22 protein-coding genes and 1 other RNA gene are annotated in these 23,904 nt (G+C 65.7%); 9 read left to right on the top strand and 14 right to left on the bottom strand.

The window, feature by feature from the left end; genetic code table 11:
* The first annotated feature begins 57 nt into the window (after positions 1-57).
* Positions 58-1,080, top strand: coding sequence for a D-cysteine desulfhydrase family protein (locus NLM31_RS32675; protein ID WP_254133398.1), 1,023 nt, complete (start codon positions 58-60; stop codon positions 1,078-1,080).
* Here NLM31_RS32675 and NLM31_RS32680 read toward each other — a convergent pair.
* The 3 genes from NLM31_RS32680 to NLM31_RS32690 form a co-directional block, all read right to left on the bottom strand.
* Positions 1,077-2,309, bottom strand: a complete 1,233-nt coding sequence (locus NLM31_RS32680) for an RNA polymerase sigma factor (RefSeq protein WP_254135502.1) — start codon at positions 2,307-2,309, stop codon at positions 1,077-1,079. The two genes, NLM31_RS32675 and NLM31_RS32680, sit on opposite strands and share 4 nt — an antisense overlap.
* Complete coding sequence (locus NLM31_RS32685) at positions 2,309-2,659, bottom strand: YciI family protein (protein WP_254133399.1); 351 nt, start codon at positions 2,657-2,659, stop codon at positions 2,309-2,311. The genes NLM31_RS32680 and NLM31_RS32685 overlap by 1 nt, the downstream gene beginning before the upstream one ends.
* Positions 2,660-2,746: 87 nt before the next feature.
* Positions 2,747-3,097 carry a YciI family protein gene (locus tag NLM31_RS32690; protein WP_254133400.1) on the bottom strand — a complete coding sequence of 117 codons (351 nt, stop codon included), beginning with the start codon at positions 3,095-3,097 and terminating at the stop codon, positions 2,747-2,749.
* Positions 3,098-3,246: 149 nt separating this feature from the next.
* Here NLM31_RS32690 and rnpB point away from each other — a divergent pair.
* Positions 3,247-3,663, top strand: an RNA gene (gene rnpB, locus NLM31_RS32695) — RNase P RNA component class A.
* A gap of 134 nt (positions 3,664-3,797) precedes the next feature.
* On the opposite strand, the gene NLM31_RS32700 is transcribed toward rnpB, so the two are convergent.
* The 3 genes from NLM31_RS32700 to NLM31_RS32710 form a co-directional block, all read right to left on the bottom strand.
* On the bottom strand, positions 3,798-4,283 hold the full coding sequence (locus NLM31_RS32700) for a hypothetical protein (protein ID WP_254194976.1): 486 nt from the start codon (positions 4,281-4,283) through the stop codon (positions 3,798-3,800).
* A 14-nt stretch (positions 4,284-4,297) separates the two neighbouring features.
* Entirely contained in the window at positions 4,298-5,011 is a 714-nt protein-coding gene (locus NLM31_RS32705; RefSeq protein WP_254133402.1) for an alpha/beta fold hydrolase, read from the bottom strand.
* A gap of 73 nt (positions 5,012-5,084) precedes the next feature.
* Positions 5,085-5,516, bottom strand: a complete 432-nt coding sequence (locus tag NLM31_RS32710) for a DUF983 domain-containing protein (protein WP_254133403.1) — start codon at positions 5,514-5,516, stop codon at positions 5,085-5,087.
* 79 nt (positions 5,517-5,595) lie between these two features.
* Between NLM31_RS32710 and NLM31_RS32715 the strand changes: the two genes are divergently transcribed.
* Positions 5,596-6,966, top strand: a complete 1,371-nt coding sequence (locus NLM31_RS32715) for a PLP-dependent aminotransferase family protein (protein WP_254133404.1) — start codon at positions 5,596-5,598, stop codon at positions 6,964-6,966.
* Positions 6,967-7,084: 118 nt separating this feature from the next.
* A complete protein-coding gene (locus NLM31_RS32720; protein ID WP_254194977.1) occupies positions 7,085-7,828 on the top strand; it encodes a TSUP family transporter in 744 nt (247 codons plus the stop codon).
* On the opposite strand, the gene NLM31_RS32725 is transcribed toward NLM31_RS32720, so the two are convergent.
* From NLM31_RS32725 to NLM31_RS32745, 5 genes are all read right to left on the bottom strand, one after another.
* Entirely contained in the window at positions 7,815-9,101 is a 1,287-nt protein-coding gene (locus tag NLM31_RS32725; RefSeq protein ID WP_254194978.1) for an O-antigen ligase, read from the bottom strand. The two genes, NLM31_RS32720 and NLM31_RS32725, sit on opposite strands and share 14 nt — an antisense overlap.
* Before the next feature lie 83 nt (positions 9,102-9,184).
* The gene (locus NLM31_RS32730; protein WP_254194979.1) at positions 9,185-10,591 is read right to left on the bottom strand and encodes an MATE family efflux transporter; all 1,407 of its coding nucleotides are present in this window, start codon (positions 10,589-10,591) and stop codon (positions 9,185-9,187) included.
* A gap of 75 nt (positions 10,592-10,666) precedes the next feature.
* The gene (locus tag NLM31_RS32735; RefSeq protein ID WP_254133408.1) at positions 10,667-12,466 is read right to left on the bottom strand and encodes an ABC transporter ATP-binding protein; all 1,800 of its coding nucleotides are present in this window, start codon (positions 12,464-12,466) and stop codon (positions 10,667-10,669) included.
* Between the two features lie 521 nt (positions 12,467-12,987).
* Positions 12,988-14,574, bottom strand: a complete 1,587-nt coding sequence (locus NLM31_RS32740) for a DHA2 family efflux MFS transporter permease subunit (protein ID WP_254194980.1) — start codon at positions 14,572-14,574, stop codon at positions 12,988-12,990.
* Between the two features lie 28 nt (positions 14,575-14,602).
* On the bottom strand, positions 14,603-15,913 hold the full coding sequence (locus tag NLM31_RS32745) for an HlyD family secretion protein (protein ID WP_254194981.1): 1,311 nt from the start codon (positions 15,911-15,913) through the stop codon (positions 14,603-14,605).
* A 197-nt stretch (positions 15,914-16,110) separates the two neighbouring features.
* On the opposite strand from NLM31_RS32745, the gene NLM31_RS32750 reads away from it, so the two are divergent.
* From NLM31_RS32750 to NLM31_RS32760, 3 genes are read left to right on the top strand one after another with little or no spacing between them, the layout of a single operon-like run.
* Entirely contained in the window at positions 16,111-16,746 is a 636-nt protein-coding gene (locus NLM31_RS32750) for a TetR/AcrR family transcriptional regulator (RefSeq protein ID WP_254194982.1), read from the top strand.
* Between the two features lie 54 nt (positions 16,747-16,800).
* Entirely contained in the window at positions 16,801-17,145 is a 345-nt protein-coding gene (locus NLM31_RS32755) for a DUF6665 family protein (protein ID WP_254194983.1), read from the top strand.
* Entirely contained in the window at positions 17,142-18,335 is a 1,194-nt protein-coding gene (locus NLM31_RS32760; RefSeq protein ID WP_254194984.1) for a LanC-like protein, read from the top strand. The genes NLM31_RS32755 and NLM31_RS32760 overlap by 4 nt, the downstream gene beginning before the upstream one ends.
* 57 nt (positions 18,336-18,392) lie before the next feature.
* Here NLM31_RS32760 and NLM31_RS32765 read toward each other — a convergent pair whose 3' ends face one another.
* The 3 genes from NLM31_RS32765 to NLM31_RS32775 all read right to left on the bottom strand — a co-directional run bounded on the left by NLM31_RS32765 (position 18,393) and on the right by NLM31_RS32775 (position 21,246).
* Complete coding sequence (locus NLM31_RS32765) at positions 18,393-19,580, bottom strand: extensin family protein (protein ID WP_254194985.1); 1,188 nt, start codon at positions 19,578-19,580, stop codon at positions 18,393-18,395.
* A 330-nt stretch (positions 19,581-19,910) separates the two neighbouring features.
* Entirely contained in the window at positions 19,911-20,243 is a 333-nt protein-coding gene (locus NLM31_RS32770) for a hypothetical protein (RefSeq protein WP_254194986.1), read from the bottom strand.
* Between the two features lie 112 nt (positions 20,244-20,355).
* Positions 20,356-21,246 carry a DUF2147 domain-containing protein gene (locus NLM31_RS32775; RefSeq protein WP_254194987.1) on the bottom strand — a complete coding sequence of 297 codons (891 nt, stop codon included), beginning with the start codon at positions 21,244-21,246 and terminating at the stop codon, positions 20,356-20,358.
* A gap of 187 nt (positions 21,247-21,433) precedes the next feature.
* On the opposite strand from NLM31_RS32775, the gene NLM31_RS32780 reads away from it, so the two are divergent.
* Positions 21,434-22,207, top strand: coding sequence for a DUF2147 domain-containing protein (locus NLM31_RS32780; RefSeq protein ID WP_254133417.1), 774 nt, complete (start codon positions 21,434-21,436; stop codon positions 22,205-22,207).
* A gap of 187 nt (positions 22,208-22,394) precedes the next feature.
* Positions 22,395-23,855, top strand: coding sequence for a FecR domain-containing protein (locus tag NLM31_RS32785; RefSeq protein WP_254135503.1), 1,461 nt, complete (start codon positions 22,395-22,397; stop codon positions 23,853-23,855).
* Positions 23,856-23,904: the final 49 nt, after the last annotated feature.

The raw sequence follows: 23,904 nt of genomic DNA on the forward strand, positions 1-23,904 counted from the left end.
GATTGCGTGCGTCGGGCTATTGTCCCGCGATCAGACGCAAGCAGGACGAACGATACGATGCAGATCGATCGCAAGCCACTGACTGAGCGATTAGCAGCCTTTCCTCGCCTGGGGTTGGCCGATCTTCCCACGCCGCTCGAACCGATGAAGCGGCTGACGGCCCATCTCGGCGGGCCACGACTGTGGATCAAGCGTGACGACGCCACCGGGCTCGGCTTCGGCGGCAACAAGCTGCGCAAGCTCGACTACGTCCTGCACGATGCCGTCTCAAAGGGTGCCGATACGATCGTCTCTGGCGGCGTCGTGCAATCGAACAGCCAGCGGCAGGTCGCAGCGGTTGCTGCAAAGCTTGGGCTCGCCTGTCATCTCGCCGTCTATCACGGCCGGCTCGCGCCGCCGACGCCGGAATACGAGACCTCGGGCAACGCCTTTCTCAATCGGCTGTTCGGCGCGCAGCTGCACGACGTGCCCTGGACCGGCGACCGCAACGCGGCCATCCGCACGCTCGTCGACGATCTCCAGGCGAAGGGGCGCAGGCCCTATTTCGTGCCCTACGGCGTCTCGAATGCGCTCGGCGCTGTCGCCTATGCCACCACGATTTCTGAAATCGTGCGGCAGGCGGCGCGGTCGGGCTTCAAGCCGGCCGCGATCGTGCATTGCACCGGCAGCGCCGGCACGCAGGCCGGCCTCGTCGTCGGCGCGGCGGCGGCGATGCCGGACACGCAAATCGTCGGGATCGATATCGACGCCGAGCCCGCGCGGGTGCGCTCCGATGTAGTGGCCCTCGCGCGGCAAGCCGCGGATTTACTGGAGGTCGGCTTCGACGAGTCCACGGTCGAAGTGGTCGCCGGTCACGCCGGACCGGCCTATGGCGTGCCGCACGAGGCAACGATCGAAGCGATCCGGCTTGCAGGGCAAACGGAGGCACTCGTGCTCGACCCCGTCTATTCGGGCAAGGGGCTCGCCGGCCTGATTGCGATGATCCGCCAGGGGCGTTGGCGCAACGACGAGGATGTCATCTTCCTGCACACCGGCGGCGCGCCTGCGCTGTTCGCCTATCAGAGCGCGCTCGGCATCTAGTCGAGCTCCCGCACGCGCCGCGCATAGAGCCGCCGCAACGGCGCGAGCTGCGTCGCCTCGGTCGCGACACGGTAGGCCTCGCGCGCGTCATCCTTGCGGCCGAGCCGTCGCAACAGATCGGCACGCACCGCCGGCAACATCTCATAGCCGTCCAGCCCGCCGCGCGCGGTGATCGCGTCGACGAGATCGAGCGCGCGCGCCGGGCCGTCGACCATCGAGATCGCGGCGGCATGGTTGAGCTCGATCACCGGAGACGGGCTGATGCGCAGCAGCACTTCGTAGAGCCCGGCGATCTGCGGCCAATCGGTCGCCTCAAAGCTCGGCGCGCGGGCATGCAGCGCGGCGATCGCGGCCTGCACCGCATAAGGCTGCGGCCGACCCGGCACGCGCAGCGCGTCATCGACGAGACGCAGCCCCTCCTCGATCTGCGCGCGATCCCAGAGCGAGCGGTCCTGCTCTTCCAGCAGAACGATGTCGCCGGCCGCGGTCTCGCGACCGGCCCGGCGCGCATCGTGCAGCAGCATCAGCGCCAGCAATCCTTTGATCCCCGCGCGCTCGGGCATCAGCCGGTCGAGCAAACGGCCGAGCCTGATCGCCTCGACCGCAAGGTCGGGCCGCATCAGGTCGGCGCCGGAGGTTGCGACATAGCCCTCGGTGAAGACGAGATAGATGACGGCGAGCACGCCGTCGAGCCGCGGTGCCAGCGCATCGCGCTCGGGCACTTCATAGGGAATGCCGGCGAGCCTGATCTTCTGCTTGGCGCGCACGAGGCGCTGCGCCATCGCGTCCTCACCGACGAGGAAGGCGCGCGCGACCTGCGCGGTGGAGAGGCCGCAGACCGTGCGCAGCGTCAGCGCGACCCGCACTTCCGGCGCGAACGCCGGATGGCAGCAGGTAAAGATCAACCGCAGCATATCGTCGTCGAGCATCGCCGTGGGTTCGGCCGGCGTGTCCGCGTTGAGCTCGAGCTCGTGCAGGAGCGCCTGCCGCTTGCCGCGGAAGGCGGCCTGGCGACGCACACGGTCGATCGCCTTGTTGCGGCCGACATTGACCAGCCAGGCGCGTGGATTGCCGGGCAGCTCGCCCGCCGCCCAGCGCTCCAGCGCGACCGCGAACGCGTCCTGGAGCGCATCCTCGGCCAGGTCGAAATCACCGACGAGGCGGATCAGGGTGGCGAGCGCCCGCCCCGCCTCGTCGCGGAAGATCCTGTCGATGTCGGCTGGTGCGATCACTTGTAGATCATGACCGGCCTGACCTCGATCGATCCGCGCTTGGCCTCGGGGATGCGCGCGGCGAGCGCAACGGCGTCGTCGAGGTCCTTGGCTTCGACCAGATAGTAGCCGCCGAGCTGCTCGCGCGTTTCCGCGAACGGACCGTCGGTGGTCAAGGTCTTGCCGTCGCGCACGCGCACCGTGGTCGCCGTCGTCGTCGGCTGCAGTCCATCGCCGGCCTTGAAATGGCCGCTCTGGATGATCGACTGCGTGTAGGCGCCGTATTCTCCCGCGAGCTTCTGACGGTCGGTGGCGCTCATGTCGGTCATGTAGTTTTCGTTCCGGTAGATCAGCAGCAGATATTGCATCGCTCAACTCCTGTTGTTTGGGGGATGACCGACACCAGTCGAACGGGGCCGGCACCAAACGACATCATCGCGAGATTATTTTCGAGATCATTTGTAGATCATGACCGGCCGAACTTCGATCGACCCTTCCCGGGCGCCGGGAATCCGTGCCGCGAGCTCGATCGCGGCGTCGAGATCCCTGGCCTCGACGAGATAATAGCCGCCGAGCTGCTCGCGGGTCTCCGCGAAGGGACCATCGGTCGCCAGCGTCTTGCCGTCGCGAACGCGCACGGTGGTCGCCGTCTTGGTCGGCTGCAGTCCGTCGCCTGCCTTGAAATGGCCGCTCTGGACGATCGACTGGGTGTAGGCGGAATACTCCGCCAGCAGCTTCTGGTAATCGGCGGGCGCCATCTGGCCCTGTTGCGCCTCGTTCCGGTAGATCAGCAGCAGATACTGCATCGCTCAACTCCTGTTGCTGGCGGGATCGCCGGCACCCAGTCGAACGGGGTCCGCGCCCAACGACATGTTCAGGATAAATTATTTACACCGCCGCGTGCGCGACGATCTCCGCTTGACGAAACCGTCACAAATGCCCATTGCCTAGGCCGTCAGTCGGCCGGACGGCCGCTCCGGCAAGTGCCGAAAGGCCGCCGGGGAGGAAAGTCCGGGCTCCCTTGACATGCGGTGCCGGATAACGTCCGGCGGGGGCGACCCCAGGGAAAGTGCCACAGAGAACGAACCGCTCCCTCCTCGGAGGAAGTAAGGGTGAAAAGGTGCGGTAAGAGCGCACCGCGGGTCCGGCAACGGAGCCGGCATGGTAAACCCCACCGGGAGCAAAACCGAATAGGGACGGCGTAGCGGGCTGTTCGCGAAAGCGATAACGCCGCGGGGCGATGTCAGGCCCGCCGTCCGGGTAGGTTGCTCGAGGCCATGTGCAAACATGGTCCCAGAGGAATGGCCGTCACGTACCGTCTGCGCAAGCGGGCGGTGCCCTACAGAACCCGGCTTACAGGCCGGCTGATATACTAAAGCGCTTTCGAGCGAAGTGGAGTTCCGGCTCGCGTCAAGAAAGCGCGTCTTAACTAGGAAGCAACGAGGGGTCCGATGCCGACGCATCGGACCCCTCACCAATTTTGGGCCGGGGAACTCAGGATGATGCCTAATTGTATCCGAAATAGTGAGGCAAGCTCATGCAGTGGGAGAGCATCACCCAAAGCGGAATTGTACAAAAGAAACTCCAGCCAACGCTCACTACGACGAACGTAAAATTGTAGGGAAAGATGAGCGGATCGGGTTGATACCGCTCGCGAAGCTTGGGCGCTGCGTTTGGGAATGGCCTATAAGTGCCCTTCGCACTCTCATAGACTTTCGTCACAAAGCGGTCCCACCATATCGCGTTATAACAAATCCAGATTGTGGGTAGCGCAGCGAACAGCCCAACGAAGAGCCACAGCGAAGACGCCTGCCCATTGGTGCTGTAGATGATCCAACCCGGACATCGACCGTTGCTCGGATCGACCAGGCCAAGAATCAGCACGGCCGCGACAAGCCACACCACGCAACTCGCGGCAGCGCATTGGATCACCTTCCTGCAAAATTCGGGATCGAAATAAGGAAGGCTTGACCGTTCATCGGTCGACTGCATCGCATCTTGGCCTGTTACTCAACGATCTCCCGCAACACGCCCATCAGCGCTTCCGGCGCCGTCACGTTCGGCGCATGGCTCGCATCGAGCTCGAAATAACGCCAGCCCTCCTCGCTCTTGGTTCGCTTGGCGAATTGCCCGAACACATCGCCCGGCGGAATGCGCTTGCAGTAGATGTAGCTGCGCGGCATCGCGGGTTCGCCGTGACCGAGCTTCAGCTTCGTCTCGAAGCATTTGAGCGGCATGTTGATACGGCGCGCATTGAGCCAGTCGAGATCGGCCTGCGGCGTATCCGGCGGCGGCGGGTTGGGCGGAATGCGGTAGCCGTCGGCCGCGGCCGCCGCCTTGCGCATCGGCTCTCGCCCGGTCTCGTTGAGATCAAACAATGACTGGCCATCGCGCGGTACGAAGGCATCGAGATAGATCAATTGCGTCACGCGCTCACGCGCGCGATCGGCAACGCCGGTGGCGACCATGCCGCCATAGCTGTGACCGAGCAGCACGATGTCGCTGAGGTCCTCGAACTTGATGACGTTGAGGATGTCCTGGATATGCGTCTCGAGATCGATCTCGGGACTTGCGAGATGCGATCGCTCGCCGAGCCCGGTGTAGGTCGGCGCGACCAGGCGGTGACCGGCCTGCGCCATCAGCGGGTGCATCTTCTTCCAGGCCCACCCGCCGGACCACGCGCCATGACAGAGCAGGAAGGTTCTTGCGCGTGCGGCCATCGGCGTTTCCATCGTTCTTGTTTGATACGATGGAGTGTAGCGGGGAGCGGCGCGATGTAAACGCCGCGGGGCATCAAGCCGCGCGCGGCGCCTTCACCAGCACGGGCGCAAGCTGAGAAGCTTCGCGCCGCAGCTTGCTCGCCTCGAAGCCGTGCATGCCGATCTGCCATTGCAGCCCGACGATGGCGCCCTTGGTCGGCTGCAGCAGCGCCAGCGAGGCAAACAGCGTCACCGGCAACCACACCGCCAATTGCAGCCAGACCGGCGGCGCGTAGGCGGTCTCGACCGCGAGGATCGCCGGCACCACGAGATGGCCGACCACGACCATCACCAGATAGGCCGGAAAATCATCGGCGCGCTGGTGGAACAGCTCCTCGCCGCAATGATCGCAAGCGTCGGCCACCTTGAGGAAGCGGCCGAACATGTGCCCCTCGCCGCAGTTCGGGCACTTGCCGCGAAACCCGCGCCACATCGCCTTTGCCAGAGAGATCGAACCGGTCGCCATGACGACACCTCTTCCGTTTTGCTGATCCATACAATAATATCTTGCATCCATACATTCAAAGGATATGGGCCTAAATTGCATGGATTGGACTCCTACAATCTCGGAGCTGAGCGGGCCGCGCTACCAGCGCATCGTCGAGGCCATGGAGGCCGACATCGCCGCCGGCCGGCTGGTGCGGGGCCAGCAACTGCCGACGCAGCGTGCGCTCGCAAAAGCGCTCGGCATCGACCTGACCACGGTGACGCGCGCCTACACCGAGGCGCGGCGCCGCGGCATCATGGAGGCCCGCGTCGGCCAGGGATCGTTCGTGTCGGAGACCAGCGCGCGCCGCGCGGTCGACCTGCCGCATCCCGTCGCGATCGACCTCTCGATGAACGTGCCGCCGCATCCGCTCGAAGCGCAGCTCGACGAGCGCATCATCGCGGGGCTCGAGGCCATTCGCGCGCAATCGGGCCTCACCGCATTCCTGAATTACCAGCCGCCCGGCGGCAGCGCCCATGAGCGCGAGGTCGCCGCGCGCTGGATGCGCACGCGCGTTCCGCATGCGCATGCCGACAAGCTCGTGATCTTTCCGGGCGCACAGACGATCCTGTTCAACCTGCTCGCCCATCTCGCACGACCGGGCGATGTCGTGCTGACGGAAGCCATCACCTTCCCCGGCATCAAGGCCGTCGCAGCACAGCTCGGCGTCAGGCTCGTCGGCGTCGCCATGGATGACGGCGGCGTGCTGCCCGATGCGCTGGCGAAGGCCTGCCGCACGCACAGGCCGAAGGCCGTCTATCTCATTCCGACGCTGCACAACCCGACCACGGCGACGCTCTCCGCCGAGCGGCGCGGCGCGATCGCCAAGATCGTCCGCGACGCCGATACGATGCTGATCGAGGACGATGCCTACGGGCTGCTCGATCGCTCGGCATCGCCGATCGCCAATCTCATCCCGGAGCGGACATATCTGGCGACCACGCTGTCGAAATGCATCGCGCCGGCGCTGCGCGTGGCTTATCTGCTGCCGCCCGACGGCGGTGCGCAGCTTCAGATGCGCGGCCATCTCCAGGCGACCGTGCAGATGCCGGCGCCGCTGATGGTCGCGCTGGTGACGCACTGGCTCGAGACCGGTGTCGCCGACCGCATCATCACCGCGATCCGCAACGAAGCGGTCGGCCGCCAGCAATTGGCACAGCGCGCGTTGAAAGGTTTTCAGTTCCAGGCGAAGCCCGCCGCACATCATTTGTGGCTGCACCTGCCGGAGGGACGGCCGGACGTCGCCGCGCATCTCTTGCGAAATGGGCTCGCGATCGTTGCCGGCGACGCCTTCACCGTCGACGGAACCTCGCCGCATGCGGCGCGCGTTTCACTCGGCGCGGCGCGCAACCGATCGGAATTGACCGAGGCGCTGCGCATCCTCGTCGGCGCACTGCACAAGCCTGCCGACGTCAGGCAGATCGTCTAGCGAACCAGGGAATTGCGCGGGCCTGCGGTTTTGAAATTGACCTCTCGCGCCGCATCTGTGCTAAGCGCCATGAGGCGATCACGGCTTCCGGGTCGCCGGTCATGGCAGGGATTCATCGGTGGAAACGCTCACTTACGCGCTGCTCCTGTTCGGCGCGCTGGCTGGCGGCTTCGTCTCGGGGCTGGCGGGGTTCGGCACCGCGCTGATGGCGCTCGGCATCTGGCTCTACGTGCTGCCGCCCTCGCTCGCGGTGCCCCTGGTGCTGATCTGTTCGGTGATCGCGCAGACCTCGACGCTGCCCTCGATGTGGAAGAGTTTTGATCTCTCGCTGGTGTGGCCGTTCCTGATCGGCGGATTGATCGGCGTTCCGATCGGCACCACCTTGATCGCCTCCGCCGATCCGAAAGTGTTCAAGCTGAGCGTCGGCGTTTTGATCCTGATCTTCTCGACGGCCCTCTATCTCAACAAGAGGCCGCTCGCCGTCACCTTCGGCGGCCGCATCGCCGACGGCGCGATCGGATTTGCCGGCGGCATTCTGGGCGGGCTCGCCGGACTGTCCGGACCGTTGCCGATCCTGTGGGCCAACATCCGCGGCTGGAACAAGCACGAGCGGCGCGGCATCTTCCAGCTGTTCAATTTCACGGTGCTCGCGACCGCGCTGGTGGTGCAGACGGCCTCGGGCCTGGTCGCATTCAAGGTGGTCTGGCTCACGATGGTGGCATTCCCGGGCACGCTGATCGGCGCATGGGCCGGCGCGCGCGTCTATCACGCGCTCAGCGACAAGCACTTTGGCGATGTCGTGCTTGGCCTCTTGTTCCTGTCGGGCGCCACCCTGGTCTGGAACAGCATCAGCTCGCTCTGACGTCCATCGTCGACTGCTTCGCCAGCGCCATGCCGCCGGCGACACCGACGCCGAGCACATAGATCCAGCCCGGCGCGAAGTCGAACAGATGGGTGTTGAGCAGCGAGGACAGCATGTTCTGCACGACGACCAAAAGGCCGATCCAGCAGGCCAGCCCCTCGCCGCGGAACATCAGCAAATGCGCAAACCACAGCGCATAGAGAACCAGAACGCCCGCCACGCCCCACTGCACGGCAACGCTCAGGGTCTGATTGTGCGGATTGCTGACGATCTGACCGCGCAGCGGATCGACGTCCTCATCCGCGGCCACGCCCGCAAACAGTTCGCGAATCGAGCCGGTGCCATGACCGATCAGCGGCGCATCCGCGATGAACCCCAGCGATTTCCGCCAAAATTCCAGGCGCGAGCCCATGCCGCTGACCTTATTGTCCTGCGTACTCGTCTCATAGTCGCCCTGGAATTTCGCGACCGTCGCACGCAGATGCGGCGAGACGGACCAGAGAGCGACCGCAACCAGCGCCATCGCGCTCGCGGCGAGCAGAGCCATCCGCCAGCGCAGATGCAGCAGTGCAAACACGAGAGCCAGGATCGGCAGCGTCACCAGCGCCGTCCGCGAGACCACCACGAAAATCATGTTGAGGAGAAAGCCGAGCAACAACATCGCAAGCAATATCGCGCTGCGGACGCGGCCGTCACGAAACAGCGTCACGATCGGATAGACCAGCGCGATCACGCAGAGCCCGAACTCCTGGCTCTGGTCGATATAGTTGCGCACCGCAATCCCGCTCTCGACCTTGTAGGGTCCGCGCGACAGATAGAGTTTCAGCGACAGGGCGGGATCGATCGCGACGGCGAAGGAATAAACCATCAGCAACGCGCAAGATGCAAGGAACGCGGAAAACATCCAATTGCCGTAGGGCCAACGCTCGAACTGGTAGATCAGAAGCGGGATCGCGAGAAGCTTCAATGCCGGTCCGACTGCGTGCAGCCTGTCCGGCCAGGGTGCATCCGACCAGAGCGTTCCGGCCAGCGCGAGAAGCACCAGCCCGATCGGCAGCAGGCAAACCGGGCGCAGCAGCGAACGCGGAAACTCACGCAAATCGACGAAAGCGAAGGCGATCAGCCAGGGGATCAGCGCAAAGGTCACACCGGTCGTCGTCCACGGCAGCAACAGCGCGACCAGCGCGACGAAACGGGCCGGCGTGCGGTAGCGCGCGGCCCAGATCTCGGAGAGCACGGACGCTCGCCCCAGCTCGTTCGACACTCCGGTCATTTCCATCCCTTGCAGGTTCGCGCCATCCCACGGCCCGGCAAACTAGCCGGAGCCGTGGGTGGGCGACAAGCGTGGGGCCCTCGCTACGCGGGCTCGCTCACCGGAGGCGCAACGGGCTCGGACGTCACCTGCCTTGGCGCATCCGCCTGCTGCCCCGGCACCAGGCGCTTCCTGAACTCGCGGCGCAGCAACCACAGGCTCTGCACGGCCTGCAGCGTCGTCGCCGCATTCGACAGGTACCAGACATACTCGATCCGAAAACCGGGCCGCGTCGAGAGCCAGATCGCCGGCAAGGAATAGGTGATGACGCGCGTCGCCGAGCTCCACAACACCGGCTTGGTGTTGCCGAGGCCCTGGAACATGCTGGAACAGGTGAAGATCAACCCCTGCGCCACCATGTTCAGCGAGATCATCTTCAGAAACAGCAACGCGACGCTCATCGTCTCCGGGTCATTCGAGAATCCGGCGAGCAGCAATCCGGGCTTGAGCTGCACGAAGATCGTCAGCGCGATCATCACGAACGTCGCGATCAGCGCCGCCCTGACGAAGGTCTCCCGCACCCGCTCGTAGTTGCCCGCGCCGAAATTCTGGCCGACGATCGGCCCTGCCGCGAGCGAGACGGCAAGGGCCGGCATCTGGATCAAGCCCACGACACGCGTCCCGATGCCAAAGCCCGCCTGGGCCGCCGGACCGAGATCGCGCAGCACGTAGTAGATCGCCGCCATGAAGATGAAGATCATCACGAACTCGCCGCCCGCGGGCAGGCCGACATTGAGGATCCTCTTCCACTGCCGCAGCTGCGGACGCCATTGCGCAGGATGGAAGGCGACATAGCGCTCCAGCCTGCGAAAATAGTACAGCAGCATCAGCACGCCGATGAAGACGGCGATCGTGCTTGCCAGGCCCGCGCCGGCGACGCCGAGCGCGTATCCGGTGCCCCAGCCCGTGATCAGGACCGGCGCCAGCGCGATATTGATGATGACCGCAAGCACCTGCACCAGCATGCTCGGCCGCACGATGCCGGTGGCCCGTAGCCCCGCCCCCATCACCTGCGTGATGAATTGCAGCGCCAGCGCCGGCATGAACCAGAGGAAATAAGTGGTGCCGGCATTGATGGTGGCCTCATCGACAGCAATCGCGCGCATGTAGGGGCGCGCGAGCGCAAAGCCGCCGAGCAGCGTCAACAGCCCGAACAGCGCCGACAGCACGATCGCCTGGTTGAACACGAGATTGGCGTCGTCGCGATCCTTGCGGCCCACGGCATGCGAGACCAGCGCCACCGTGCCGACACCGAGCATCTGCATCAGTCCGTTGACGAGGAAGCCGGCGTTGCCGGCCGCGGCGACGCCCGCAACCGCGGCATCGCCGAGCCCGGACACGAAATACAGATCGACAAGCTGGCAGATCATGATCGTCATCATGCCGACCACGATCGGTGGCGCCATGCTCAGGATGTGGCTTACGATGGAGCCGCGCGTCAGGTCCTTCATTTCATTCCACCCTTGACGGATTTCATTCCAGTCTTTGGCGACGTGACGGCAGGGCTTGCGCCCCGCCGCCGCGCCTCACTCAGCTGCTGCGATATGCCCGAGCTCCACCACCTGGCGCTCGAACAGGCTGCGATAGATTCCGCCAGGCTTGCCCGCGAGCGTGGCATGCGTGCCCTGCTCGGCGATCTCGCCGCGGTCGAACACCAGGATGCGATCGAGGCTGCGCACCGTCGACAGCCGGTGTGCGATCACGATCGAGGTGCGGCCTTTCATCAGCCGCTCCATCGCCTGCTGGATCAGCGCCTCCGATTCCGAATCGAGGCTCGAGGTCGCCTCGTCCAGGATCAGCACCGGCGCATCGGCCAGGAAGGCGCGCGCCAGCGCCACGCGCTGCCGTTCGCCGCCCGACAGTTTCACTCCGCGCTCGCCGACCAGCGTGCCGTAGCCCTTCGGCAGGCGCAGGATGAAGTCGTGCGCATTCGCCAGCCGCGCCGCCTGCTCGATCGCCTCGAGGCTGGCACCGGGCCGGCCATAGGCGATGTTCTCGGCGAGCGAACGATGAAACAGGATCGGGTCCTGCTGCACGATCGCGATCTGGCTGCGCAGCGATTGCTGCGTGGCCAGCGCGATGTCCTGCCCGTCGATCAGCACACGACCGCCGGTGACGTCGTAGAGCCGCTGCACCAGCTTGACGAACGTCGTCTTGCCGGAGCCGGAGCGACCGACCAGGCCGACACGCTCGCCGGCACGGATCCTGACCGACAGCCCGTCGTACAGCGGCGCGCGATGGCCGCCATAAAGGAACGTGACGTCGTCGAACACGATCTCGCCGCCTTCGATCGCGATCGGCCGTGCGTCAGCGGCATCCGCGATGCCGATCGGCTCGTCATGGATCGCCACCAACTCCTCCATGTCGTTGACCGAGCGCTGGAGGTTGTTGATGTGCATGCCGACGTCACGCAGATAGGCGTGAATGACGTAGTAGCTCGTCAACACATAAGTGACGTCGCCGGGCGAGGCATGTCCGTACATCCACAGCAGCACGGAGCCGCCGATCACCGACGCACGCAGGCACAGCAGCAGCGAGAGCTGCGCCATGGCGGTGTAGTTGTAGCGGAACCAGGTGCGACGCACGCGCGTGCGCCAACGCTTGATGACGCGGGCGAGCCGCGCATCCTCGCGCGACTCGGCGCCAAAGGACTTCACCACCGCATTGCATGTCAGCGCATCCGCCAGCGTGCCGCCGACCTTGGTGTCCCAGGCGTTGGACACGCGCGCGGCCGGCGCGATGTAGCGCGTCGAGAACAGCACCGTCATCGTGACATAGGCCGCCGCGCCGAGCGCGATCACGGCGCCGAGCGAGGCCCAATGCACGCCGAGCAGGACCATCGATCCGATCAGGACGGCCAGCGACGGCAGCAACGCCAGCAGGATGGTGTCGTTCAGCAGATCGAGCGCCCACATGCCGCGCGTGATCTTGCGCACGGTCGAGCCCGCGAAGGAGTTGGCGTGCCAGTCGGTTGAGAAGCGCTGCACGCGCAGAAATGCGTCCTGCGCCACGTCCGACATGATCTTCAGCGTGAACGGCACGATCACCTGCAGGCCGGTCAGGCGCAGCACCATCGAGGCCGCGCCCAGCACCACGATGCCGCCCAGCGCCACCAGCGCGGCGTGGCGGGCGTCAGGATCGGACGGGCCGCGCGTCAGCGCGTCGACCAGATGTCCTGAAAACACCGGCATGAACAGGTCGGCAACGGTCGCCCCCAGCAGACCGACGGCAATGGCGAGCGTGCGCCCCGGCTGGTTCAGCCAGTGCCGGAACACGAAGGGCAACACCACGCGGATCGCCGCGGGCTTTTTTGACAGAGAGGTCATGGCGTCATCCGGCCGCTTTGCCGCGGGCCGGCTCCATCGATGGACGCGGGCCGGCCGCGAGGGCCGAGACGGCGTCACTTAAAACTGAATTTGACTTGGGAAGCGGAGCGATCGGGGCGTTTGGGCAAAACCCTGGCCCAATCGAAGCTGGCGGAAGCGGCCTCTAGCAGGCCGAAACGGTACCGAGCCAGACCATCATCGAGCGCGGAAACGCGATCTGCGAATGCGACGAAATCATGCAAATCTCTCCCCGGTTCGATTGAATGAGGTGCGCTTTATAGATGTGTGATTCGCGTTTTGCAACGGGCCCCGCGCGAGATCACGCACGAGTGTTGCATTTTGGTGCGCGGTGCTGCCGCCCCATCACTGCTGTCATGCCCCGGCTTGACCGGGGCATCCAGTACGCCGGGACAAATGTGGTGAGAGCGAACTCTGCAACGCCGGCCTCTGGAATACTGGGTCGCCCGGTCCTGATGCGCAATTGCGCATAAGGCCGGGCGACGACACCGATCGTATGACCGTCAGTGCGCGTCGCCGCCAGCGCCGAACGGCGAAACCGGCTTGTTCAGCAACGTGACCAGGAGGCTGAGGCTCAGATAGAACAAGGTCAGGATGAAGAACGCGTCGCCAAAGCTCATCACCACGGCCTGGCGGTGCACGATCTGGCTGAGCTGCTTCATCGCCATCAGCGTCGAGTCTCCGAGCCCCTGGAATTTCTGCTGAAGCAGGGTCAGGGTCTCGGTCGCGGTGGCATTGCCCCAGGTCACGCGCTCCTGCAGACGCGTGATGTGCAGGTCGGCGCGATCGTTGAGCACGGTGTTGATGACGGCGAGCCCGACCGCACCGCCGAGATTGCGCATCAGATTGAACAGGCCGCTCGCGTTCTTCACCTTGTCGGGTGGCAGCGTGCCGAGCGCGATGTTGTTGGTCGGCACCATCGCGAACATCATGCCGACGCCCCGCAGGATCTGCGGGATCAGGAGCTCGTAGAAATCGAAGTCGCGCGTGATCCAGGTCATCTGGTAGGAGCCGATCGCGAACACGATCAAGCCGAACGCGATCATGTAGCGCATGTCGAGGCTCGCCATCAGCCGGCCGACCAGCGGGGCGACCAGGAACATGGTGATGCCCGAGACGAACATGGTCTCGCCGATCATCAGCGCGCTGTAGCCGCGCACCTCGGCGAGATAGCGCGGATAGATGTAGGTCAGGCCGTAGAGGCCGATGCCGATGCAGAATTGCAGCGTGGAGCCGACTGCGAAATTGCGGTTGGAGAAGGCACGCAGATTGACGATCGGCTCGGCCGCCGTGAAGACGCGCACGAAGAAGGCGATGGCCGACACGGCGCAGATCCAGGCGCAGATCGCCACCGACGTGTCCTGCAGCCATTCATATTGCGGACCTTCCTCCAGCACATATTCCAGCGTGCCGAGGAAGCCGGCCATGAAGATCAGGCCCCACCAGTCGAAGCGGTCGAGCAGCTCGAAATGCGGCTCGTCGAAATCGACCAGCGCGAGCACGCCCAGGGTGATGCCGATGCCGGGGACGACGTTGATGAAGAACAGCCAGTTCCACGACATCAGATCGGTGATGTAGCCGCCGACCGTCGGGCCAATCGTGGGAGCCAGCGTCGCCACAAGCCCGATGATGGGACCGACGATGTGGAATTTCGTGCGCGGGAACACGGTGTAGGCCGAGGCGAACACCGTCGGGATCATGCCGGCGCCGAGAAAGCCCTGGAGCGCGCGCCAGAGGATCATCTCCTCGATGGTCGTGGCGAAGCCGCAGAGCAGGCTCGAAATCGTGAATCCGGCCGCCGAAATCGCAAACAGGAGCCGCGTGCCGAAGGCGCGCGACAGGAATCCCGACAACGGGATCGCGATCACTTCGGCGATCAGATAGGCGGTCTGGACCCAGGAGACCTCGCTCGAGCTCGCCGACAGGCCGGCCTGGATTTCGCTGAGGGATGCCGACACGATCTGGATGTCCAGGATCGACATGAACATCCCGAACACCATGATGATGAAGGCGATCAGCCGCTTCGGCGCGATGCGCTCCGAATCGGCTGATGCCATCATGGCAGGTGAAGCAGTCGTGGCGTTCGCCATGGTCTGACCTCGCAGCGCTCGGACGCGCTTACTGCGGATGGATCATGGTGGGATCGTCGAGATCGATCTCGCTGTCGGCGTCGGCGGCGCCCTTGTTGGTGTCGACCGTCGCATAGACCGACATGCCGGCGCGGAGCAGGTTCTGCCTGGCAACCGCCTTCGGCACGCGGATGCGGACCGGCACGCGCTGCACGATCTTGGTGAAGTTGCCGGTGGCGTTGTCCGGCGGCAGCAGCGTGAACACCGAGCCGGAGCCCGCCGCGATGCTGTCGACGACGCCGGAGAACTTGCGCATGCCGTAGGCATCGACCTTGATCGTCACGGGCTGGCCGGGACGGATGCGCTTGAGCTGCGTTTCCTTGAAGTTGGCGTCGATATAGACGTCGTCGAGCGGCACGACATTGCCGAGGCGCTGACCGACGGCGACGAAGTCGCCGGCGTTGACGAGACGGTTGGAGAAGATGCCGTCGACCGGCGCGCGCACCGCCGTGAAGGCGAGATCGCGCTCGGCCTTGGCGAGCGTGGTCTTGAGCTCGGCAAGCTGCGCCTGGGCTTCGGCCTGCTGCGCCTTGGCGACGTCGACATTGCTCACCGCGACGTCGTAGGCGGCCTGTGCGGCCTTGACCGCGGCGGCGCCCTGGTCGCGACCGGCTTCCGAGGTTTCGAAGGTCGCGCGCGAGGCAAAGCCCTTGTTGCTCAGCGCCTGCTGGCGCTCATAGTCGAGATCGGCGCGCTTGAGGCCGGCCTCGGCGGAGACGAGCTGCGCCTTGGCCTGTGCGACCTGGCTGTCGAGCGCCGCGATCTGGCGGCCGATGCGGTCGATGGTGGCCTGCTGGGTCGCGATCCGGGTCGCAGCCGCGTCGACGGCGATCTTGTAGTCGCCGTCGTCGATGCGCAGCACGGTGTCGCCGGCATGCACCAGCGTGTTGTCACCGGCCAGGATCGAGGAGATATGGCCGGCCACGCGCGCGCCCAGCATGGTGTTGTTGGCACGGACATAGGCGTCGTCGGTGGACACGTAGAAGCGGCCGACCAGCGTGTAGTAGCCGGCATAGCTTGCCGCCGCGAGCGCCAGCACGAGGCCGATGCCCATCATGACGAATTTACGCTTGCCGGATTTTGGCGCGGCAGCGGCGGGCGCGGATGTCGGAGCCGGCTGGTCGGTCACGGGCTTCTCCGGCGCCTCGCTGGTGCGGCGCTTGGTTTCTTCGGCCACATGAGAGCGCAACTGCTCGGCGAGGACTGCGGATGTTCCGGTCGCAGCTTCACCGTTCGGCGTCGTCGTCTCCACCGCTTCCTGGCGAAGGACGCGCGCAGCCTGGTCTCTCGATGTGGCCATAAAGGCCTCCCCAATAAGAGTGCGATCCGGGGCAGCCGTCGCACGGCCGCGTTCCCGCTCACCCATCCCAAATATCATTGACCGAACGGTTCGGTCAATATACTTAATATTCCCGCGCGGACCCTACTGGTCCGAATCCTTTATTTCGGTTTCATGCTTCGAGCCCGATTCGAGAAACCTTTCGAGACGCTGAACCAATGGTTGTAGCCAGCCCTGAACCTCTGCGCGTCCTCCAGGAGGAGGACAGCTCCAAGCGCCGCCAGATCCTGGCCGGCGCCCGTAAGGTGTTCATGGATCTGGGTTTTGACGGCGCCAGCATGGGCGAGATCGCGCGCGCGGCCGGCGTCTCCAAGGGCACGCTCTACGTTTACTTCGCCGACAAGAGCGCGCTGTTCGAAGCCATCCTCGAGGAGGAGGCGCTGTTTCATGGCCAGGTCGTGTTCAACTTCGACCCCGCGCGCGATGCCGAGACCACGCTGAAGGATTTCGGCCAGGCCTATCTGCATCTGCTCTGCCGGCCCGGCGGCGGATCGGCGATCCGCACCGTGATGGCGATCGCCGAGCGCATGCCCGACGTCGGCCGCCGCTATTATGGTTGCGTGCTCGAAAAGACCATCAGCCGGTTGTCCGACTATCTCAAAGCCCATGTCGCCCCCGGTGATCTCGCGATTGACGATTGCGACCTGGCCGCCTCGCAGTTCATGGAACTGTGCAAGGCTTCACTTTTCCTGCCCTTCGTCTTCCAGGCCGCGCCGCCGCCGACAGAACAGCGCATGACGGAAGTGATCGACAGCGCGACGCGGATGTTCCTCGCCGCGTACAAGGCGAAGTAACGGCGACGGGCCACGCGTTGCGCACGCGGTTGGCGCCGCATTATATTGAGCGCCATGTCCCGTGATCTTCGCCCGCCGGTCGATATCCTCCACTACGAGATCGTCCAGGAACAGGCCTCCGCGCTTGGACGGATGGGCCGCACGCTCGAGCAGGCGCTCGCGCAATTGCGCGAATTCGACGCCGCGCATGCGGTTCCGGAGATCCCGGATGCGATGCAGCCGGCGAGGCGCAAGCTGGTGATGGAAGCCGGCCAGGCGCTCTGGATGTTCGTGGTGCAACGCGAGGCAACCGGCTTGCGCGACAGCCGCCACATCATGCGGACCTACAATGTCCCGGCCGACGTGCAGCGATGCATGGGGCTGGCGCCGGCGACGGACGTCGCGAAACGCAGATCATGATTGCCCTCGGTCGCCACCGCGCGCTTGTGCACGACGCCTGGAGCGAGCCGGCCGCCCGCACCGCGATTGCGGACATCGTGGCCGATGCCATCGCCGATTTCGATCCCGAGACGTTTTGGCCCGGTCACCCCGGCGACGATGGGGCCGGAGACGGCAACCCCAGCTTCTATTTCGGTGCGGCAGGCGTCATCTGGGCGCTCGATTATTTGCATCGTGTCGGCGCCAGCCCCATCGCGAAGGACTTTCGCGCGGTCCTGCCAAAACTTCTCGAACGGACAACCGCCAGGTTCGAGAGCAGTTCGCCGGCCGGCTACGCCAAGCACGGCTCGCTGCTGTTTGGCGACATGGGGGCCGCACTCCTCGCCATGCGCCTCGATCCCACACCAAGCCTCGCCGATCTCGTCTATGCGCGCGCGGAAGCCAATACCGAACTCCCGATCCGTGAGCTGATGTGGGGCATGCCCGGATCCATGCTGGCTGCGGTCCACATGGCCGAGATGACACGGGAGCCGCGATGGCGCGGACTGTTCGAAACGCAAGCGGCCCGGCTGCTGGATGATCTGGAGGAAACGCCGCAAGGCCGGCTCTGGACCCAGGATCTCTACGGCGCCAAGGACCGCTGGCTCGGGCCCGTGCATGGCTTCGCCGGCAACATCATCCCGTTGCTGCGTGGATGGGACTGGCTGACACCGGCACAGCAGGCGCAGGTCGCCGAAATCGTGCCGCAGACGCTGGCGGCGAATGCGTGGTCGTCCGAGCTCGGAGCCAATTGGGGCGCGAGAAGCAAGCGCGAGACGCCACCGACCTTGTGCCAGCACTGCCACGGCGCCCCCGGCATGGCGACGACATTGGCCGACGCGCCGCTCGCGACGCCTGAGTTTGACGCGCTTCTGCACGATGCCGGCCGATTCACCTGGGCCGCCGGACCGCTGACCAAGGGTTCGAACCTATGCCACGGCACCGGCGGGAACGGCTACGCGTTCCTCAAACTTTATCGCCGCACGAACGATCCGGTCTGGCTCGACCGCGCACGCCAGTTCGCCATGACGGCCATTGTCCAGTATCGCGGCGCCAAGATCGTCGTCGGCCGCGGACGCTATTCGCTCTGGACCGGCGACGTCGGCCTGGCGATCTATCTCTGGGACTGCATCACCGCTGAGCCGCGCTTCCCGACCATCGACGTGTTCTGATCTGCGGCGGTGGCGCGCGGTGCCGCGCTACGCCCCGCCCTCTTCAATCTTGCGCGGCTAGTCGTCCGAGAACTCGTCTTCCTCGTTGACCTTGTCGTGCTTGCTCTTGTGCGCACCGAGCGCGCCGGTCACGGAGGGATCGCGATTGCTCGCATACGGCGTGCGCCGCTGTGCGCGCCCGGCAACCTCTTCGCCGGAGACTGCGGCGGGCTGGCAGATCAGACGGCGGCTGGCGCGGCGCATCAGGTCGACGTGAATGTGATCGTAGTGATAGACGTTCGAGCCCGGCGCCAGCACGGTGGTGAAATGCGCGCACGCACCCGACTGGACGTCGCGCAAGAACCCCTGCTCTTCCGGCATCCCGCGCCAGCCGTCCTTCACGGTGATGCGGCGACCATCGGCGAGCACGAAGGCGGCGACATCGAGCGCGTTGCCGAAGGCGTGCTCGGAGATATGAGCGTGCGGATTGCCGTTCATGCCGCGACAGGAATAGGCGGAGATCTGCTTGATCTCGACCACGCGGGCGCCGAACCAGCGCATCGCCGAAGGCTGCACGGTGTCGGCGAACCAGCGGTCGAGTTCCGACACGATGGGACAGGCCAGCGTCGCGGTCGGCTTCACCGCGACGGGACCGACGGCGGTGACGGGATTGCCCTGCGCGGGACCGAGCCGCGGCAGCGGCTGTTGCATGGGCGCCTGCGAGTAAGGCGCCGGACCGGGCGGCCGCGCCGGATAGCTCGGCGCATTCATGTAGCGCGCGGCGCCCGCGGCATCGGTGCCCTCGGGCGGCAGGTCGATCTCATCTTCCTGCGGCGCCACGCCGGGCGCGCTGAGCGACACCGGTCCGGAGGACGCGCCATAGCCGGCAGGCTGGCGCACCGCGCTCTCGGGATAGTTCGACCGTTGCGGATAGGAATTCGGCTGCGGCTGCGTCACCGGCCAGCGCGGCTGATTGCCGACATTGCCGGGCGGGCGCAGGTCCTCATCGGCGAAACCGTAGCTGCTGGAGGGATCGCCGATGGCGGCGACCTTCAGCGGAAACTCGGCGCCGCACATGCCGGGTCCGGAGATCGGATCGATCCGGACGATGTCGGCACTCTCCTTCACGGCGCCCGATTTCAGGCACGCCGCTTCTGCCTCGGCCCGCCACGGTTCACGTTCGGCCTGAAAAAAGCCGCGTCCGCAACCCGCAAGCGAAACAAGGACGATGGAGCCGACGAGATACAAACGAACTCCGCGCGTCATGCACGCACGTTCGGTGAATTTACTTAAAGACTCTTCAACGTGTCGATTTCAGCTTTGCTTTACCATGACGCGTCCGCAGCCGCAGATGAACGACAGAGAGGCTGGCTTTTTTCAACGGTCAGTTTCTGTTAACCATGATGTCCGCGATCCCAAGCGGGATCTCAGGGAGCAACGTCATGACGTTCGTCGGGAGACTGAGCGTTATCACAGCGTACGTTGCCATGGCCTTTGTCGTCGCCATCGTGCTCGGCATGATCTAGCAGCGTCCGCCGATCTTATCGCAGAGCTCGCCCGGCTGAGACAGATTGTCCGCCGGGTGCTCTGCGCTGCTCAGAAATTCGAGCAGTCCGATCCGGTGATGCCGCCGATCTTGAAATCGCGGCACATCATGCCGGGATCGTCAGGATCGGGATAGCGATCGTCCTTCACGCGCACGGTGTGGCTGAAGCGCCAGCCGCGCCCGCGCATGCAGCGCTTGTACGCGGCCGACATCGCCGTGCCGTTCTGCGGCGCGCCGAGCTGCGCATCGCAGAATGAGCTGTCGACATTCAGCGCGTCGTCGCCGCGCTTCTGCTTCAGCACATTGGCCCAGATGTCGGTGTCGGCGTGGACCGAGATCGCGCTGCCGATCAGCAGCGCAGCGATGATGGCGAGGCGTTTCATGTGCAATCTCCTTGCATGCGTCGTCAGCCATCGGTCGCGCGCAAGCGAGATGCAGGTTCGGTGCAGGACGATTACAAATTGGACAGGGGAGCCAGGCTGCCCACGACCATACCTACGACCTTGCGCCCCACTGGCGCGCGGTCGTGATCAGCTTCTCCGGCCGCGGCTCGACGCGCGTCCAGTCGTTGCCGGAGCACCAGAAATGGCCGAGCGCGCAGGCTTCGACGTAAAGCTTGCCGGAGCTCTTCAGCGTCATCGTCGCATAATAGGTGTTGCCGCTGGAGCGGCTGTAGATGCTGCCGGCCCAGACATCGTGCGCTTTCGGTTTCATGTTGACCAGCACGCTCTCGCCCCGGGTCGACGCCTCGGTCAGCGCGAAGCCGCACAGCGCGGGGCCGCAACGTTCGATGCGGACCGTGCCTTTGGCGCCGTCGCTCTCCCATTCGCCGAACGGCATGTAGGCCGGCTCGTCGTCGCTGCGCGGTGCGATCGTCGTGGCCGGCTGGAGCGTGGGATCCGGATTGGGGGCCGGTGGTTCCGGCTGCGGCAGGGGAATCGTCTTCGGCGGATCCAGGCGTGACAGATCAACCCGCGGCGGATTGGGGCTCAGCGTCTCTGGTCTTGGCGTCTCGAGTCTTGGCGCCTCAAGTCTTGGCGCCGGCGGCGGCGCGAAGGGCTGTGATGTCGTGGCGGCAAGCACGGGGGCGGGCGGCGCGACGACCGTCGCCTGCGCCGGCCTGACTGAGGCAACGGGATAGACCGGCTGTGGCGCCTGGACCGCGGGTGCAGGCGCAGGCGGCGGGGCGGATGTGGTGGCGACATCGTCCGTCGTTCGCAGCGATCGGCTTGACACCGAAACGCATGACGTGGATCGGCAGTTGCGCGGTGCCTCGACATGGAACCGATGGCCGCTGATCGTGAAGGAGTAGGAACCGGCCTGCGCCGCAGGCGCGATCACCGTCAGTGCGATCAACGTGCCAGGCAAAATCGCAAGCCGCTTCATCGATGTCTCCCACTCTGTCACGGCGACGTTACGCGGATGAAGGGCGTCCGAATGTGCGCTGGCTCACCCTGGGAGCCATCGTGAGGTTCATCACAGAAGGCCGGAGGGCGCCGGCATAAGGTCGAACCACATCCGGTCCACGACCGACTTCAGTCCATATCGGGACCACGCCATTTCGGAGGTTGTCATGAACAAGCTCACCATCGCCGCCACCGCGCTCTTCCTCGCTTCGACCGCCGCCGCGCATGCCGGCAACTCGATCTCGTTCCAGATCGAAGGCCAGCGCGTCCGCATCGAGACGCCGCGCAACTGCGCCTCGCTCGATTGCGTCACCATCGTGGCGCCGGGCCTGTCGAACAAGCCGATCAAGCTGAACAACATCAACCTCAACGGCCTTGGCGGCTCCAAGGACGATGACGACACCACGCCGGCGACGACGACGGCAAAGCCCGCGCCGGCTCCGGTGCAGCAGCAGCCCGTGGCGCCCGCGCCGGTGCAGGCCACCGCGCCAGCCGCGCCCGCTGTTGCCGCCGCCGCTCCGGCCACGACCGTCGCCGCTGCGCCGTCTGTCGACACGACCACGCAGCCTGCGCCGGTTGCAGCCCCTGCTCCGGTTGCCGCTGCTCCCGCTTATGCGCCGGCTCCGGCCCCTGCTCCCGTCGCGCCGGTGCAGGCCGCGAACACGCCGGTCGGCGTGTGGGCGACCGAAGAGAACAAGGGCAATGTCCGCGTCGAACAGTGCGGCGCCAATCTCTGCGGCTATGCCGAGAAGACCAACGAACGGATCCTGATCAACATGAAGCCCGATGGCGCCAAGTGGAGCGGCCGCATCCACGATCCCGACTCCGGCAAGAACTACGACTCGACGATCGCGATGAAGGGTCCGAACGCGATGCGCGTGCAGGGCTGCGCCTTCGGCGGCATGTTCTGCGGCGGTCAAACCTGGAAGCGCGTGAGCTGAGGCCGAAGCATCGCCCGCAGGCAAGCATTCCTGTTCTTATGATGGCGCCACGTCCCTGACACCGGGACGTGGCGTTTGAACGTTCTCCCGTTCCGTGCGACAGACGTTCATCCGCCATTCAGCCGGCTCCGGCTGATATCGGCCGATCTCGCCTCGTGTTCTCACCGGGACCTCATTCGTGGCTTTGATGGTGGCTTGGCGCCGCGTCGTGTTTACTTTGCCGCTGCTGGCGCTGCCGCTGGCCGGCGCGGACAGGGCATGCGCGTCCGACGCCATCGAGCTCGCGCAAGCGCAGCCACAGACACAAGCGCAGCCGCAGGCACAACCGACGCCCGCGCCCTCCCCGACCCCATCGGCCTCGCCGGCGCCTGCCGCCGATGCGCAAGCCACCGCCGTGGAGCCGATCGGCAACGTCGCGACGGTGACGGGGATCGCGACCGTGATCCGCGACAAGAACTCCTATCCGCTGAAAGTGCGCGACGACATCTATCTCAACGACGTCGTGCAGACCTCCTCGAACTCGTCGCTCGGCATCACCTTCAACGACGCCACCACGTTCAACCTCTCCGCCAGCTCCAAGATCACCATCGACAATTACGTCTATGAGGACGGCGGCAAGCAGAACTCGGCGATCTTCGACATCGGCAAGGGCACGGTTGCGTTCGTCGCGGCGGCGGTGGCGAAGACCGGCGACATGAAGATAGCAACGCCGACCGCGACGCTCGGCATTCGCGGCACCACCGGCGTCGTCGACGTGCCCGAGAACGCGACCGCGAACAACGCGAACAACGTCAACATCAAGCTCTATCCCGACGCCGACGGGCGCGTCGGCCATATCGACGTCAACGACCGCGCCAGCGGCACGCGGCTCGGCGCGCTGACGCAGGCCTCGAGCGGCTTTGCGATCCGGCCGGGTGCGGCCGGCCCGGGCGGCATGCGCTTTGCCGCGGTGCCGATCACGATCCCGCCGCAGCAGATTGCGCGCGACCGCGGCTTCGTCACCCAGGTGCATGCGGCGCAGACCACCGGCCGCCAGATCGTCACCGAGCAGCGCGACTTCCGCCGCGCCAATCCGGCCGCGGTCAGCCGCATTCCGCGACCGGCGCAGCCGCCGCAGCAACAGCAATTGCGTCCCAACACGGCGCCGAACCAGCAGCCGCAGAACGGCCAGCCGGGTCAGAACAACCGTCCGGGTCAGCAGCAGCCGGGTGCGCCGAACCGCCAGGGTACGCAGCAGCCGCAGCGCCAAGGACAGGGCGGCGCCGCGCAGCCGGGCGCGCCGCGCGCGGGCCAGGGTCAGCAGCAAGGCACAGGACAGCCGCAGGGCACGGGTCAGCCGCGCACCGGACAAGGCACGCAACCCGGCGGCACGCGGCCGACGCAGCCACAGCGCGGCGGACAATCTCCGCAACCGCCTGGTGCGGTCGCGCCTCAGCCGGGCAGCGCCGCGCCGGCGCAACCGAACGGGACCACGCCGCAAACGCCGCGCACCGGGTTGCAGCCCGGCACACCGCCGGCCGCCCAGCCGCAACAAGGCGCCGCGCCACGCCAGCCCGGCCTGCAGCAGCGCCTGCCGGCCGCGCAGCGCCCAGTCGCCCCGCGCAGACCCGCGCCGGCTCCGGCACCGAAAGAAAAGAAGAAGCGGTAGGGCCTCGCCGCGGAGCAAGCTATCGTAGGGTGGGCAAAGGCGCGTGAGC

Source organism: Bradyrhizobium sp. CCGUVB4N, from assembly GCF_024199945.1.
GTDB lineage: Bacteria > Pseudomonadota > Alphaproteobacteria > Rhizobiales > Xanthobacteraceae > Bradyrhizobium.